The organism is Larkinella rosea (genome assembly GCF_003858635.1).
GTDB classification, from domain to species: domain Bacteria; phylum Bacteroidota; class Bacteroidia; order Cytophagales; family Spirosomataceae; genus Larkinella; species Larkinella rosea.
Map to the genome: position 1 here is coordinate 63033 of NZ_RQJO01000009.1, position 14900 is coordinate 77932.

Below are 14900 nucleotides of genomic sequence, written 5' to 3' on the forward strand. Positions count from 1 at the left end.
GAAACCCGGAACTGCCTATCCGCAAAAGAAACGGTTTGGGAAAACCGCAAATAGTGTGTTGGGAACCTGTTGGCATGATCCCTGCGAACCGGTTACGAGCAATCAATCAACCGTTTTGCCGACTTTTTATCCGGCCTGGAACAGGCGTTATGGTTTTTGGAACAGCCGTTATCGTCGGTTGCTGATGTACTCACTAGGTTTGTATTCGATCGTTTTCCCAAACCCCTTAACGCCATGTTCCTCTATTTTTCCCTTACGACTTCCGATCGTTCAGTCAACAACCCCTGTGTTTGTTGTGCGGAATTTGATATCCAACTGGAAGTGTTAAACAGCTTTGTCGCCCTTGGTAACGTTCTCTCATCCGCTTACCTGATCGACGATGATGGCACGCGAATTGACCTGCCCGTAGGTGCTTTTGATGGCTTACCCGTCGGCGACCTCATGCGAAATTTGACGAAGGAGTATCAACAACTATTGCGTGCCTAAAATGGGTTATATCAACTCGTTTCAACAATTAAGGGGCAATAGTTTGCCGTTCTGTTTTGCCAATAGAGCGGTGACGCTTTTTCCGGGAAATGCCTTCTCCAATCCTAGCCACATGCAATAGATTATTGGTCATGACAGGGCCGGGAATTCGGTTGGTTGTTGGTAAACCGGTTTCGTCGGATCAACGGCATCCGATTAATCGCCGAACCGAAACCGCTGCCGCCCGTTCCGGTTTTGGAGTCTGCCCTAAATGTCGTATTTTTCAATTCAAACTACTTTTTATGGGTCTATTTCTACTAATCAGCGTCGTTTTTGGAATTAGCGGACTGACTATTTGTATCCAAAACAGTTCTGCGCGCCCAGGTGCCTGCCCTTAACGGGGCGTGGACGCCTGGTTGCATCTTCTGACACCGTTCGGTACGATTCGTAACCCGTTTATCCATGCATTTTTTAAATCGTAGGGAAAAAATAAATGAAAAAAGTAACCGGAATTGGCGGCATCTTCTTCAAATGCGATGACCCGCAAAAAATGAAAGACTGGTACGCTCAGCATCTGGGATTACCCGTAAATGAGTATGGAACGCTGTTCAAATGGCGTGATAGCGATGATCCATCTAAAGAAGGGACAACCGTTTGGGGCGCCTTTGACAAAAGCACCAGCTACTTTGAGCCTTCCAAAAAGGACTTCATGATCAATTACCGGGTTGAGAATTTGGAAGGACTGGTGGAAGAGCTAAAAAGCAATGGCGTAACGATACTGGATGAAATAGCCGTTTATGACTACGGTAAGTTTGTTCATGTGCTTGATCCTGAAGGGAATCGTGTCGAACTCTGGGAAGATATTGGCTAATCAGCCAAAGGTGAGTCATCCCGAATTTCAAGCCGGTGTCTTCAAAATTCGGGATGACTTAGGGTACTTTTCTCCTCTCACTGGCCTTTAGTCCAGCGGAATAAGGCCGGCGTTTTGCTCCAGCCAGGTATCAAACGACTGCAATTCGGGATTCAACTCCCGGGAGTAGGCTACATCTCGGACCGTGTTACACACCTCATCGAAATCCCGGTAAAACTGGAACATATTGCCCATGTCATCGGCGCCCGGAAAGCCGAAACCCCGGTATACCTCCGGCGTAACGTAGTTGTAGATGACCTCCTGTCCGATCGCGCTGGAAAGTTTCGAAGCCATTTCCTCGCCCGTCAGCTGATCACCCGCCACGCCGATGATTTTCCCAACGAATTCCGAACCTCCCTTGAAGATGGCGTAAGCGGTTTTGCCGATATCTTCCGAACCCACGCCGGCCATCTTCTTGTCGGCCATCGGTAAGGTCAGGTACAGCTTGCCATCGGATCCTTTTTTCGGTCCGGCCCCGAAATAGATGAAATTTTCCCAATAGAAAGAAGCTCTCAGGAAGGTCGTAGGTACGCCTAAATCGGTAAAGATTTTGTCGGCTTCGCCTTTCGCATCAAAATGCGGCACTTTGTAGTTGCCCTGAAGGGTTGGCATCCGGTCATCGTCCAGCGGAACCCAGTGGCGGGTATCTTCCAGCGTTGACCAGATCACATGCTGCAGCCCGGCCTGTTTAGCCGCGTGGGCCATACTGCTTGCTTCGTTGTACTCCCGCTGGGGCGAAAAGTGCGCCCAGAAAAATGTCACAAAGAAGGCTCCATAAGCGCCCTCCAAGGCATTGAGCAGACTTTTTTCGTCATCAATATCAGCCACAACTACTTCGGCTCCCAATTGGGCGAGCTCCTTCGCCTTGTCTGAATCGGCATCCCGCGTGATAGCCCGGACGGCAAATTCACTGTTTTTATCGTTGAGGATGGCTCTGGCGACTCCACCACCTTGCGCACCGGTGGCACCGAAAACGGCAATAATCTTTTTTTCTGACATGGGACTTTAGGTTCTTTTGGTTTAGAAAGAGAAAACCCCGGCCACGGCGGGACCGAGCCCGTAAGTTATTACAATAGTGGATAGCTTGTTAACTACGTCACCTATTTTACGCTATTAGCCGTCAAATTTTGCAGGCTGGTGGGTTTGAAATAAACCGAATGGGCTGCCTTCATACCAGAAAAGCGCAGATCATCGCTCCATACCATTCCCTTTTTAGTTATTTTGTTTTTAAGATTATTAACTAGAACTCACTTTCGATACTTTCAAGTGACTTTAACAAAAAGGTCACAGTAACCGTAAGGCCATACCACCAAAATAGTTTTATTTTCGTTCCAAAACACCGACCCGTTGGTTGCGGGTTATTAATACCCCAAATCCGGATTGTATATGAAAAACCTGTCCATTGTTTTGCGCGGATTGAGCTTGATTCTGGTCCTTTTGCTACCGTTGTTCGGATGCCAGCGCAAAGGAAATGCGGCCCAGCAGGCGGAGGAAATTGCCCTGTATAAAGAGCTGAGTGCCAAACGGGTTAATCTGCCAAATGGCTGGGCACTGACTCCGGCCGGCACAAGTCTCGATCTGGATGATCTGCCGCTGAACCTGGTGGTTTCGCCGACCCAAAAGTACCTGGCCGTGACCAACAACGGACAAAGCACGCAGAGCATCACGCTCATTGATGCCCGCGCCGAAAAAGTGCTGGATACCGTTCGGGTTGGAAAAGCGTACCTGGGGTTGGCATTTAGCCAGGATGAGAAACGCCTGTATGCTTCCGGGGGCAACGACAACAAAATTCTGGTGTACAAAATCGAGGATAATCAACTCGTGGCGGATGCGCCGATTGCGTTGGGAAAACCGTGGCCAGTAAAAATCTCGCCCACTGGTTTGTGCCTCGACGATGCGAAAAACCGGCTTTATGTCGTAACCAAAGAAGACAGTTCCTTATACACCTGCGATACACAAACCCGGCAGAGTCTCCACCGGGTGAATCTGGGAGCCGCTGCCTACACCTGCCTTCTTTCTCCCGACAAAAACACCCTCTTCGTCTCGTTGTGGGGCGGGGCCAGTGTTGCGGTTGTTGACCTGGCCACGCAGCAGGTGACCGCCAAAATCCCGACGAACAAGAATCCGAACGATCTGCTGTTGACGCGCGACGGCAAGTTTCTGTTTGTCGCCAACGGCAATGACAATACCGTTGCGCTCATCGATCTGACCAAACGGGCGGTGATCGAAACCCTGACGGCGTCGCTTTTTCCCAATGCGCCCGTTGGAACCACGCCGAACGGTCTGGCACTGAGCGACGACGAGAAGACCCTCTACATTGCCAACGCCGATAACAACTGCCTGGCGGTTTTCGATGTAACGGAAAAAGGACATGGGCGCTCCAGCGGTTTTATTCCGACGGGCTGGTACCCCACGGCGGTGAAGGTGATCGGTTCCAAAATTTTCGTAACGAACGGAAAAGGGTTTTCGTCCAAAGCCAATCCCAAAGGACCGAATCCGGCTTTGTCCCGGGTTCCGCAGCAGATCGGCCCGAATCCGCAGGCCAACACGGGTCGCCAGCAATACATTGGCGGTTTGTTCAAGGGCACGCTTTCGATAATCAAGGTCCCGGAAAGCCAGGAACTGGCGGCCTATTCCCGGCTGGTTTACGCCAACACCCCGTACACCAAAACCAAAGAAACGCTGGCGGAAGGCGAAGCCGGAAACCCCATTCCGCGCCGGGTTGGCGATCCGTCGCCGATCAAATACGTTTTTTACATCATCAAAGAAAACCGCACTTACGATCAGGTGCTGGGCGACATGAAGGAGGGCAACGGTGATTCGTCGCTTTGTCTGTTTCCGCAGAAAGTGACGCCCAATCAACACGCGCTGGCCCGCGAATTTGTGCTGCTCGACAATTTTTACGTGGATGCCGAAGTCAGCGCCGACGGCCACAACTGGTCGGCGGCCGCGTACGCCAACGATTACGTGGAAAAAAACTGGGTGACGAGTTACGGTGGCCGGGGCGGTACGTACGATTACGAAGGCCAGAAGGAAATTGCGCACCCGCGCGACGGTTTTATCTGGGACCATTGTTTGCGGACGGGAATCAGTTTCCGGACCTACGGCTGGTTTGCCGATGACGCCAGACCGAACATCAAAACGCTGGAAGGGAAGTTCTGTCCCGAATTCAAAGGATACGATTTGGGCTACATGGACATCGACCGGGAAAAAGCCTGGGAAAGGGATTTCGACCGACTGGTTACGGCCAATACCGTTCCGCGTTTGAGCACGGTACGGTTTGGAAACGATCACACCTCGGGCGCTGCCGTGGGAAAACCGACGCCCTATGCGGCTTTGGCCGATAATGATCTGGCCGTCGGGCGGTTTGTCGAGCACTTGTCCCAGAGCCCCATCTGGAAAGAATCCGTGGTATTTATTCTGGAAGATGATGCCCAAAACGGCCCCGATCACGTGGACGCTCATCGATCGATTGCCTTTGTGGCTGGCGGTTTTGTCAAACGCGGTTTTGTGGATCACACCATGTATTCGACCTCCGGGATGCTCCGGACGATGGAATTAATTCTGGGTTTGAAACCGATGAGCCAGTACGATGCGGCTGCTACGCCCATGTGGCGGTGTTTCAGCAAGGCTCCCAACCTGACGCCGTTCAAATCCCGGGAAGCGGGCGTGGATATTCACCAGCGAAACATGGCGGCCAATAAAAACTCCCGGCGCAGCCTGCAATTTGATCTGTCGAAACCCGATGCAATCGATGATCTGATTTTTAGCGAGATCGTCTGGCAAACCGTGCGGGGTGAAAAAAGTGTGATGCCCGCCCCGCGCCGGGGCGCTTTTGTTCGGCTGGGCAAGGACATGGACGATGAGGAGGAAGAAGGCGACGATGACTGATTGATGATACAGAGGAATAATTAAGAAAGGTAGTTATGACGTGCGACCTGGGAGGTGGTACGCCCACTTTTATCACCCAGATCGGCTACGTTCAATGATGGCATGTTGACCGCATCAGGGGCTGGCCCAAGGTGTTACCCGCCAAAATAGTCCGGTCAGTTACCAGTAAGCTTGCAGAGCCCGCCTTGACCACTTGGTTAACGGACCATTAAAACTAAATAGTTGGCGTTGAGGGATTCGAGCGGCAGCGGGCGACCGTCCACTCACCCAAAGGGACAGATTTACAGTCTGCTTTAACTCTCCCGCGTTGCCGAACGCCAGTTTAAACTACCCAAAATGGGGAGTTAATTTTGCAGGGTAGGCCGGATGGTCCGCCGATGCCGTTCGAACCGCTACGGCGGACCGCCGACGACCCCTTGGTCTCCAACCAAGTACGCTACCAGCTGCGCTACTACCCTGAGTGAAAAGAAAAAGCCCCTGTCGATCGATTTCAGCAGGGGCTTTCCATGGAAAAAGTCTTTGAACCTTAATCAATAGTCATACCCCTCCAGGCCAATATTGGCTTTGTGGTTGACAGGGGTGATATGGATTGCCCTTGTTCATAAGGCAAATGAACGGACTTTTTCAACTACTCTAAAACTGCGGCTGATTTACTAAAAGATGGCTTTTTATCGGCGCTTCAAGAGCGCATAGGCACCTGCTGCTGCCAATCCGCCGATTACGTACCAACTTATGGTCATCGCAGCCGTAGAAGCAGTTCGCTGAGTAGGGGCGGTTCCGAGCCCTAACGGACCAGTCAAGCCAACGGCACCAATTCCCGCTGCGAGTCCCAGGGCGGTACCGGCCAGAAGTTCGTACCGGGGCTTTGCCAGTCCTACCAGGCTGTAATAAAGTGCATTGGAAACCAGATCGCCCCCTAATGCCCAGTCGTGTAATTCTTCATCCGAAGGTGTGGCTACATCTATTTTAGTCAGTGTATTTCTGATAGCCCGCATGCCCAATACGTCGGCTCTGGGGGCGTCATCAATATAATGACGGGCCGTTTCATGGAGAGCGGTCAGCACACCTGCTCCAATCACCCCACTGGCCAACGCTTGCATAATTGTTGTGTTTCGATCATTCATGAGAGTTTAACTAATCGGATCAACCATGTGTTACTTTTATTTCGCTTGTTGCAAGAAACTAACCGGAATAAGCATAATCAGGAATCAGGCGGGGCATTAGCAATCAGCTCGATTGAGATTCCAAAGCGGCAACGGGAAAACTGTTTCGGGCTACTCAGGCGGTGCGGTTGCCTCAACGAACGATTGGCAGTAAACAGGCTATGTAAAAAAATAAAAGTTGTTTTCTGGGCTACAGCTCGTACAGTTTCTACAAACACATATTTTGGCTATTCATAGATTGACGCGGATGCCGGTAACTCGCTGGAAACGCACATTTCAGGGCAAAATCCGAAAAAAGGACTTTGGCAAAAGGTAATCTTGGTTAACGTTTTAATTCCCCGATTTCGATGGTTTAAAAACATCCGATACCCCCATGGGAGTTTATCAATTCATTATGGATGTACCTGACTGGATTCGAGAATATGCCAAATCGTCGCATTTTGAAGCCGATGATATTGAGGCACTATGGAAGCTGGTCAATGAGGACAAAGCCTTTTTTGATCGAATAATGAAACACGCTCTGGCAACTGAAACGAGACGGAGCTTTCCCTCATACATTCAGAGGCTAAGTCAAATGTTCTCCAGCTAATAAAATAGCTATTAACAGATTATTTGGTAAAGGTCCTTACATGCACATCTGGAAAACCGCTGTATTTTTCTTAGCCCAGTGTGTACTTTTATGGTGTATGGAAATCTCACATCAAAATGAAAAAATTCCACCTTTAAAAGACGTATGTTTGAATTAACGCCACAACTCCCGTGTATCAGGGTGGCTGTCGTTGCGGTTCTGGTATTAAATCAAAGACAGAATCGACATATGGATGGGGTACAAAAATCGATCTGGACGCCTTGCTAGAAGAAATGCAACGGAGACAAGCGCAGACACTTGCGTTCCTGCGCGAACTGGGCCTGGCATGGTGTTCCGGAATGGATTGTCGAGGTGGCCGACTACCGGACGTTACCGGCTGACCAGGCTGCCAAATTCGGTTATATAAGTAGTTCGAGGTAAGGTTATTGGATTGTTTTCCGGGATGCCAGAAAGTTATCGCTTATGTACTTGATTATCAGCGTAAATCTCAAAAGTCAGGTGAGTTAACAAGACCAGGTCGGCTTTCGGTTCAATCACTTAAGGGGTTTTCGATCGATTGGCGTGATGTATTTGATTCGTAAGTCGAAGCATCTAAGCAACTGTGTAAAAATAGGGGAGACAAAAATTGTACCTGAGAGGAAGTGAAATTAGGAAGCCGATCAGTAAATGCGATCCGATAATACCTTCTAATCGTACTAACCAGAGACGTCAAATCGTATGAAGCAAGATGTGATCGTTCGGATTGTCCTGCAAAAACCGCCGGATGGGGTAGATTTCGCACTCCAGAAGGGCAGCGGACATGTCTATGAAACGGTACAGGTTCAGCAGGCCCATGCGCATGACATTCGATTTGAGTGCTCCGTCACCGTCAAAGCCGACCGTCAGAAGGATGAGAAGCCGGGTTTTTCCGGGCCTTTTGTCCAGGGTGCTCCGCCGGAAAAATTTATTTATATCGCTATTGGTACCTACGCTGGGCAGGCGGAGTCTATTTGGGGACGGCGGCTGAAAGTGCCGCTTCGCGGAATTACCTGGGATACCCTCGAACAAGTCATCACCTCTTCGGAATTAGTGCTGGAAACCCAGGTGCCGGGATCTGGAAAAGACGGAAGTCCGGCTTGTGCCACCGTAAAACCATTCGACGGGTGGAAAATTACTAATTTAAACGGATGAATTTAGCTCTGCCACGACGATTAAGGATCAATACGAACATTCGGTTACAGGACAGCGAACAAAACCGCCAATTCACAGGCGACCCATGGGGTAGGGAGGATGTAGAGAAACTATCCATGCGACGAAGATACATTCGGGACAGAGTTTGAGCGGTGATTTATAGGACCACTACATCGATTTAATCTACTATTTGCCTCCATAGCGAGTTAAGAGCCTGTATTAAAATCCTCAAGCCATGATCACGCATATCTATCAATCCGCCAACCATCCAACCTGGTATCTGGTTTTACCAGAAGACCTGAAAGACGACTTTTCCGGAGTTCCTGACAATGTAATCACCCAGTTAGGTGCATTACAAAAAATAGAATCGTCCAATGAGGGGCCCGGTTCGCTGGGTATCGATTTACTCCAGGTAAGAGATGACTTTGACACCCAAAACTACCATATAGCTAAACCAGTGGAATAAACTGAAACAGGAACAGGGTCATTATGCCTTATTCGTCAGTATGAATCGATTCATACTTTATTTTTTTCTTGCCCTTATTCCGGCCACCTGCCACAAAGCCGATCAACCAACCCCGGATTCCAGCATACCCACCCGCGACGCCAACTTTGCACTCGGTAATCCCAGCAACACCAACGCATCACAGGAAAACAACTACCTCATCGAGCGGCCAGCGTACAGGCTGAGCTACAACCGCAGCACCAGCATTGCTTGCCAACGGGTGCTCCTGGCATTTGTCGAATGGCAAAGGCAGAACCGGTGACAACGGGACTGCCAGCACCAGCGCATGCAGATAGGGTGACTGTGCAGGTGGTGAAGATGGGGCAGGATTGGTGAAAGACAACCGTGCATGCATCACGGTGTAACAATAAGCATAGTCAAACTATGTCTATGATCATTTGGGTATCAATCTGTCTCGTTTCATTTCGACAATTCAGCCCCATTTTTCATCAATTCGTACGATGCCAATTGAAAATACTAAGGCTTCAGACTAGTTTTAGATTGTTCTTTTCTTAACATCTGTTATTAGTTATGAAGTCCATTTTATACGCAATAGCTGCGTGCGCTAGTCTGTTTATAGTACTCGATGGCTGCTCCCAGCAAGATCATCAGCCGTCAATTCAGAAACCCGCCTGCCAGGTGCTGACACTTTCAATTGAAAACAAATCTTCCGGCACAGATGCGTACAGTCGCAATGAACAGGTGATGCTGGATGGCCAGTCCATACTGATTGGGAAAGTGTCATCTAATGTCTACAAATTTGATGAGCAAAACCGGCTCATCGAAAGTAACTGGTCCACCTATGACCGGGGGGGGAATGGTGGTCAGGACCTATTTGAATATACTGCCGATCAACTAATCATCACCTCTACCCACCTGGGAATGGATAACGGAGTACACCCCGTACCCCTGAATAAACAAGGGTTGTCAAGTGGGGATGGAATAAAATACGATGCAGAAGGGTTTCTGATCGAAAAGGTAGAAGGTGAATATACGACCACCTATACGATTGAAAACGGTAATATTGTTCGCGAAGAGCGAAAATCGACACTCCCCAATTCGAAGGTCTACGTGACACTTTACGAATATGATCTCACGAAACCGAATCTACCAAACTCGCACCCGTACAGTGGCAAAGTCAGTAAAAACCTGCCAGTTAAGGTAACAAACAGCGACGGTGTAACCACCAACTCTTATTCTTATTCGTATCTCTTCGATGAATCCAAAGGACTAACCCGGCGCTATCAGAAATATTCAAATGGGCAATACAGCGTGATCGATTATTCCATTACCTGCCGATAATGGTATCTTAGGTTTAAGGAGATGGTATTTTTCTTGGGGCTGTATGAACCGGATCTTCCTGAATCACTAAAAGCCAAGTGGGTGACTTTGCCAGTGTGCGAACCTCTAATGAGGGATGAAAACACTACTACTCTATTCTGTGAAAAGCAGGACTTGGGTAGACCTTATCAAATGTCTCACAAATGGCTCGTGGCTGTTGCACAACTCCGCTTGCTGCACCGATTTTCACTGACTGGCTGAGCAAAACAGAAATAGCTCAGTTGAAAATAAGCATTGTAAAGCCGAGAAAAGGGTCTTGACAACCCAATGACCATTCCACCTTCAGGGCTAGGGCTTGGCCGATGGTAGTTAAGTTTGCGCGCTTTGCCCGGCTTGATTGAGATGCGGGCCTCGGGGTCAGTAGGGCTGTAATGGGTTTTGTTACTGAGTAACTTTGCCTTTTCGTTGCCAGCTCCCAAAATAGTCGGTGCGCGCTTCAAGTTTTGCTGGTACTTTTTCAAGCGTCTTAACCGATGATCGGCCGCAGCGATAACCGAGGCCGCTTGCCGGTTGCTGGGTTCAGATCTTGAGTCCACAACCTTATTCTGATCCTCAACCGACTGGACCAGCCTGGGACCGGGTAGATTGGGTTGTTTTTCTAACAGCCTTTCCGGGGAGGCATTCACTTTAACGGGGGCTGGGTCAATGGCTACTCGACGGTCCGCCACCATTTTGTTGGCTACACACAGGCTGAATACTTTATCGAACACAGCTTCAAAGAGCGCTTCCGGATAAAGTTGGCGAGTACGGCTCAAGGTAGAGTGCCAGGGCAATGGCTTATCAATGTTGTAGCCCAGGAAATACAGTATATCCGTCCGCAGAGAGCAATGCTCGACCAGCTTTCGGTCGGAGGGAGGTAATATTCTCCAGACAACCGATCAGCATGAACTTAAACCGGGCCGCGGAATACTACTAGGTCAATAGAAGGATTGCCTGTATGGCCATGGAGCTGCTTAGTGGCCTCAAAGATAAAGGGCAGGTCGAGCATTTCCGTAGAACTGGGCCGCCAGTGCGGTTATGCTGTGGGATGCGGATGGACAGCTGAAAACAAGTGATCTGCTTTTCGTTGTGGTCTTTTCGGCCTTGCATACCTTAAGATAGAGAAAAGGCCACTTACATCCCTGATAAGGGTTGTGCAACAGCCACAAAGGCTTTGGAGGTGTCAGCTAGTTGTTTCCGTCCTGTTTGTAATTGGGGAGCTTCTGACGAAGCGGCTGCTTAAGACAATCCGGACAATTTCCCCTGTAACCTTTTGGCACAGGCCGAGTTTCCCGCTCAATTCGTTAAGATAGCCCAAGCAAAACAGCTTCCATGCGTTCGATTACCTGCCGACTTTTTCTTTTTGTCTTTTTCTCCACCTCATCCGCTTTCGCTCAGCCCTTAGCAGATTCGACGGAACGGCTGGTAGATAACCTTTTTCAAAAATGGGTGGGCAACCAGACCCCAGGTTGCGCCGTCGGCATTGTGCGGGGTGATCAACTCGTCTATGCAAAAGGCTTTGGCCTGGCCAATTTAGAAAATAAGGTGCCCATTACTCCCAACAGCCTCTTTTACATGTGTTCCGTCTCCAAGCAGTTTACTGGATATGCCATCGCCCTGCTAGTCCAAGCGGGTAAAATCAACTTAACCGATGATTGTCGACGCTATCTGCCTTGGTTGGCCGACTTCGGTCACCCCATAACGGTTCAGCATTTACTGCATCATACCAGTGGCTTGCGAGACGATATTTCGCTGGCCGAGTTTTACGGCCTCAATCTGGATGGGGTTTTGACACAAGAACTGGCCCTACAAATCCTAAAACGACAGCGTACCCTTAACTTCGTGCCGGGTGAGAAATTTGCCTATTCCAACTCGAACTACGTTTTACTGGCCGAGATCGTCAAAAAGGCCAGCGGCATGCCTTTCGAGGCTTTTGCCGATTCTGCCATCTTTCAGCCCTTGCGGATGAGTGATAGCCGTTTCGTTACCCATTCGAACGAACTGATTGCGGGTCGGGTCTCTTCGTATGAACCAGTCAATAAGGGGTTTAAGAATGCTACCCAAACCGTGTATACGCTCGGTGACGGCGGCCTGTTTACCAACGTGATAGACATGGCCAGGTGGATCAGTAATTTCTTTCGCCCCCAAGTAGGAGACCAGCAGACGATTGGCTTACTGACCAGGCCGGGTCGGCTAGCAACGGGCCAGCCGCTACGGTATGCGATGGGGATCAATGTTGACGACTATGCTGGCCAGAAGCGATTTCTACACAATGGTGGCTTAGCGGGTTACCGAACCATCGTGGCCATCTATCCCCAGCAGCAACTGGGATTGATGGTGTTTGGCAATGGAGCTAATGGGGAGGTCTACAGTACGATTGATCAATTATCAGCGCTCTTGATGGGCAAAAAAACGGCTGTTCCACCGATTACACAAGTCGCTGCCCCCTCTCCGCAGCCGGTCGAAATTGACTCGGTTACGCTGCGTCGATGGACGGGCGATTACATTGCCGCTGATGGCTACCGATTGAGCATCACCTTGAAAGATGAGCGGTTGTACCTGAACGGTTCGCAGGCGTTAACACCTCAATCGGCCCAGCGCTTTTACTTAACCAACCGCCCCAACGTCAACTACCAATTTGAGGTTGATCCCCAAGGGACACCCGTAGGATTGCAGCTGAATAGTCCTGTGTTGGCCAAGCCGATGGAGCTGGCTAAAATACGGCAATCTGCTTTGACCACCCCCATACTGGATACCTATACTGGCGATTATTACTCCGATGAGCTAGACTTGAGGGTTCGGATTGTTAGGCAAGAAAATGAACTCTGGCTATTGAGCAGCCGCCACCCAGCGGCCCGCGTTAGCTGGATCGGTGGCGATCACCTGTATACAGACTATGGCTTCATGCACCATTTGCTGGTTAAGCGAGACGCCAAGGATCAGATTGTTGGCTTCGAGGTGAATAGTGGCGAGTTGATGCACTTACCTTTTCATAAACAGAAGTAGAATTTCCAGCCATTAGATGCCAACAACTCCGTGTACTTGTTGGCCTTTTGAAGCGCCCGAATAAAGAACATGACTATTCCTTCGTCTCAGGTGGGGGCATTTGATTGAACCCTTAGTCTTTACTGTATCGTCCTCCGGAAAAATGTTGACTCTTGGCTGAGCCTCGGTACGTTCGCTATTGAGAGAGTAAATGAGTGGGAGCAATCCCATACTTCTTTTTAAAGGCAAAAGAAAAATGAGAAAGATCTTCAAAGCCTACTTCGAGATATACCTCCGTGGGTCTTTTCTTCTTTTCGGCTAATTGGTAATAAGCTAGTTCGAGCCTTTTATCGGTCAGCCATTTCTGGGGCGTTACATTGAAAATTTTCCTGAAATCCCGGTTAAAGGTCGACAAACTGCGACCCGTTAAATAGCCTAATTTTTCCATCGGCAAATTGAACATAAAATTGCGCTGCATAAAATCAATCAGGTCAATTTTTCCCGGTTCATCAAAATGAGCCAGTATATGATCAATGCTTTTATCGATTGCCCTCAGAATACTTATGGCTTCTGTAATTTTTAACGAGGCAATATTCGAAGGCAGTTCGTTCATCTCAAAGTACGGAATCAAGGAAGACAGGCAGCTTGCCAATAAAGGATGGTTGTTAAAGTGGTATATTTTTTGTGATTCCGGGGCACTTGGCTTTACTTCCAGATGGGCATAAAAATCCCGCAACCGTGCTGTGGAGAGGTGCATGACGACTGTTTTATGCGGTTTTCCGTCCTTGGGGTAATTGATGATAGTAGCCAACTGGTTTCTTGGAATCAGGAAAATATCACCCTCCTTAAAAATAGAAGTGGCATCAGCCTGAACGATTTTTGTCTCGCCCGAAATGAACCAAATCAGCATGTGGTGCTCAAACAGGATGTCCGATTTGAAAAACTTGTCCTCATAGCAGGATAGTTTGATGTCATCCGTTATATATTTTGCTTCGTATTGCATGGCTGGTTCTTAGTTCTTTCCCGTAAGAAAAATAATACTGTAAAAACAAAAAATATCATTTGGTTAGCTTTGTTTTAACGTCCGGTTTACCAGTTAAAGAACGGCAGTATCCCTATTGTCCACTACCGTCCTTTTGATGTTGTTCGTCCATTCAACAATCATACGGATTGTCCGCCGTCGATTAGATAATTAGCCCCGGTGATAAAGGCGGCATGATCGTCAGACAGGAAGGCAATCAACTCGGCTACCTCGCTAGCTTTTCCAAACCTTGCCAGGGGAATGCTACTGATCATTTGCTGTTCAAGGGTATCATTTAATCCCATTTTATTCATAATCTCGGTAGCAACAGGGCCCGGACTTACCGCATTCACTCGGATTTTTCGTGAAGCTAACTCAAGGGCCGCTATTTTCATCACCGCATTGATGGCTGCTTTACTGGCTGCATAGACCGAAGCCGTTGGCGGTGAAATAGTTGCTGAAGTTGACGACAGAAAGATCACCGAAGCACCATCGTTTAGGATCGGGATGAATTTGCTCAGGGTAAAATAAGCTCCTTTGAAATTCACATCCATGATTTCATCAAATACCTGCTCGGACGTCATTTCTATTGGGGCAGATTTTGTTATGCCGGCGTTAATGAGTAAAATATCGACCTTACCAAATTGTCCTGAAATAGCCGAGACCAGCCTGTCGATATCCGCTAACCTGGATTGGTCAGCCATCATTCCGGTGATATTCAGTTCCGATGCCGCCTTTTCTACCGCTTCCTTTCTTCTGCCGGTTATAATGACGTTGGCACCTTTTTGATTTAATTCGTTTGCAGTGGCATAGCCAATACCGCTGTTGCCGCCCGTAATGACGGCAACTTTATTTTTGAACGTTTTCATTTGGTTGGGGTT

At 48.8% G+C, this 14900-nt stretch carries 13 protein-coding genes and 1 pseudogene; 8 read left to right on the forward strand and 6 right to left on the reverse strand.

Features of this window, described 5'->3' with window-relative positions; all coding sequences use genetic code 11:
• The first annotated feature begins 234 nt into the window (after positions 1–234).
• On the forward strand, positions 235–486 hold the full coding sequence (locus EHT25_RS16205; protein WP_124876196.1) for a hypothetical protein: 252 nt from the start codon (positions 235–237) through the stop codon (positions 484–486).
• A gap of 472 nt (positions 487–958) precedes the next feature.
• Positions 959–1336: a VOC family protein gene (locus tag EHT25_RS16210; protein WP_124876197.1), complete on the forward strand. Its 378-nt coding sequence runs from the start codon at positions 959–961 to the stop codon at positions 1334–1336.
• 87 nt (positions 1337–1423) lie between these two features.
• Here the strand turns inward: EHT25_RS16210 and EHT25_RS16215 are convergent, their stop codons facing one another.
• Positions 1424–2374: an NmrA/HSCARG family protein gene (locus EHT25_RS16215; protein WP_124876198.1), complete on the reverse strand. Its 951-nt coding sequence runs from the start codon at positions 2372–2374 to the stop codon at positions 1424–1426.
• Between the two features lie 387 nt (positions 2375–2761).
• Here EHT25_RS16215 and EHT25_RS16220 point away from each other — a divergent pair, with 387 nt between their 5' ends.
• The gene (locus tag EHT25_RS16220) at positions 2762–5266 is read left to right on the forward strand and encodes a bifunctional YncE family protein/alkaline phosphatase family protein (protein WP_124876199.1); all 2505 of its coding nucleotides are present in this window, start codon (positions 2762–2764) and stop codon (positions 5264–5266) included.
• 668 nt (positions 5267–5934) lie between these two features.
• Here the strand turns inward: EHT25_RS16220 and EHT25_RS16230 are convergent.
• Entirely contained in the window at positions 5935–6366 is a 432-nt protein-coding gene (locus tag EHT25_RS16230) for a hypothetical protein (RefSeq protein ID WP_229311567.1), read from the reverse strand.
• 1369 nt (positions 6367–7735) lie between these two features.
• On the opposite strand from EHT25_RS16230, the gene EHT25_RS16235 reads away from it, so the two are divergent.
• From EHT25_RS16235 to EHT25_RS16250, 4 genes are all read left to right on the forward strand, one after another.
• Entirely contained in the window at positions 7736–8188 is a 453-nt protein-coding gene (locus tag EHT25_RS16235) for a DUF5990 family protein (RefSeq protein ID WP_124876201.1), read from the forward strand.
• 235 nt (positions 8189–8423) lie between these two features.
• Positions 8424–8654, forward strand: a complete 231-nt coding sequence (locus EHT25_RS16240) for a YcgL domain-containing protein (protein WP_124876202.1) — start codon at positions 8424–8426, stop codon at positions 8652–8654.
• A 40-nt stretch (positions 8655–8694) separates the two neighbouring features.
• Positions 8695–8955, forward strand: a complete 261-nt coding sequence (locus tag EHT25_RS16245) for a hypothetical protein (protein WP_124876203.1) — start codon at positions 8695–8697, stop codon at positions 8953–8955.
• Positions 8956–9332: 377 nt separating this feature from the next.
• Positions 9333–9995 (forward strand): hypothetical protein, encoded by a 663-nt coding sequence (locus tag EHT25_RS16250; RefSeq protein WP_148095890.1) that lies wholly within the window; start codon positions 9333–9335, stop codon positions 9993–9995.
• Between the two features lie 176 nt (positions 9996–10171).
• Here EHT25_RS16250 and EHT25_RS16255 read toward each other — a convergent pair whose 3' ends face one another.
• Both EHT25_RS16255 and EHT25_RS33365 read right to left on the reverse strand, forming a co-directional pair.
• Positions 10172–10789, reverse strand: a complete 618-nt coding sequence (locus tag EHT25_RS16255) for a hypothetical protein (protein ID WP_229311568.1) — start codon at positions 10787–10789, stop codon at positions 10172–10174.
• 36 nt (positions 10790–10825) lie between these two features.
• Positions 10826–10897 (reverse strand): annotated as a pseudogene (locus EHT25_RS33365) (hypothetical protein); the annotation flags it as partial.
• Positions 10898–11345: 448 nt separating this feature from the next.
• Here EHT25_RS33365 and EHT25_RS16260 point away from each other — a divergent pair.
• On the forward strand, positions 11346–13019 hold the full coding sequence (locus tag EHT25_RS16260) for a serine hydrolase (RefSeq protein ID WP_124876205.1): 1674 nt from the start codon (positions 11346–11348) through the stop codon (positions 13017–13019).
• 175 nt (positions 13020–13194) lie between these two features.
• Here EHT25_RS16260 and EHT25_RS16265 read toward each other — a convergent pair whose 3' ends face one another.
• Positions 13195–14001, reverse strand: coding sequence for a helix-turn-helix domain-containing protein (locus EHT25_RS16265; RefSeq protein ID WP_124876206.1), 807 nt, complete (start codon positions 13999–14001; stop codon positions 13195–13197).
• Positions 14002–14159: 158 nt separating this feature from the next.
• A complete protein-coding gene (locus EHT25_RS16270) occupies positions 14160–14888 on the reverse strand; it encodes an SDR family NAD(P)-dependent oxidoreductase (protein ID WP_124876207.1) in 729 nt (242 codons plus the stop codon).
• Positions 14889–14900 lie beyond the last annotated feature (12 nt).

What these genes read in the sequence shown, in the direction of transcription:
- EHT25_RS16205 (WP_124876196.1), top strand. Translation starts at nt 235, where the DNA reads ATGTTCCTCTATTTTTCCCTTACGACTTCCGATCGTTCAGTCAACAAC.
- EHT25_RS16210 (WP_124876197.1), top strand. Translation starts at nt 959, where the DNA reads ATGAAAAAAGTAACCGGAATTGGCGGCATCTTCTTCAAATGCGATGAC.
- EHT25_RS16215 (WP_124876198.1), bottom strand. Translation starts at nt 2,374, where the DNA reads ATGTCAGAAAAAAAGATTATTGCCGTTTTCGGTGCCACCGGTGCGCAA.
- EHT25_RS16220 (WP_124876199.1), top strand. Translation starts at nt 2,762, where the DNA reads ATGAAAAACCTGTCCATTGTTTTGCGCGGATTGAGCTTGATTCTGGTC.
- EHT25_RS16230 (WP_229311567.1), bottom strand. Translation starts at nt 6,366, where the DNA reads ATGCAAGCGTTGGCCAGTGGGGTGATTGGAGCAGGTGTGCTGACCGCT.
- EHT25_RS16235 (WP_124876201.1), top strand. Translation starts at nt 7,736, where the DNA reads ATGAAGCAAGATGTGATCGTTCGGATTGTCCTGCAAAAACCGCCGGAT.
- EHT25_RS16240 (WP_124876202.1), top strand. Translation starts at nt 8,424, where the DNA reads ATGATCACGCATATCTATCAATCCGCCAACCATCCAACCTGGTATCTG.
- EHT25_RS16245 (WP_124876203.1), top strand. Translation starts at nt 8,695, where the DNA reads ATGAATCGATTCATACTTTATTTTTTTCTTGCCCTTATTCCGGCCACC.
- EHT25_RS16260 (WP_124876205.1), top strand. Translation starts at nt 11,346, where the DNA reads ATGCGTTCGATTACCTGCCGACTTTTTCTTTTTGTCTTTTTCTCCACC.
- EHT25_RS16265 (WP_124876206.1), bottom strand. Translation starts at nt 14,001, where the DNA reads ATGCAATACGAAGCAAAATATATAACGGATGACATCAAACTATCCTGC.
- EHT25_RS16270 (WP_124876207.1), bottom strand. Translation starts at nt 14,888, where the DNA reads ATGAAAACGTTCAAAAATAAAGTTGCCGTCATTACGGGCGGCAACAGC.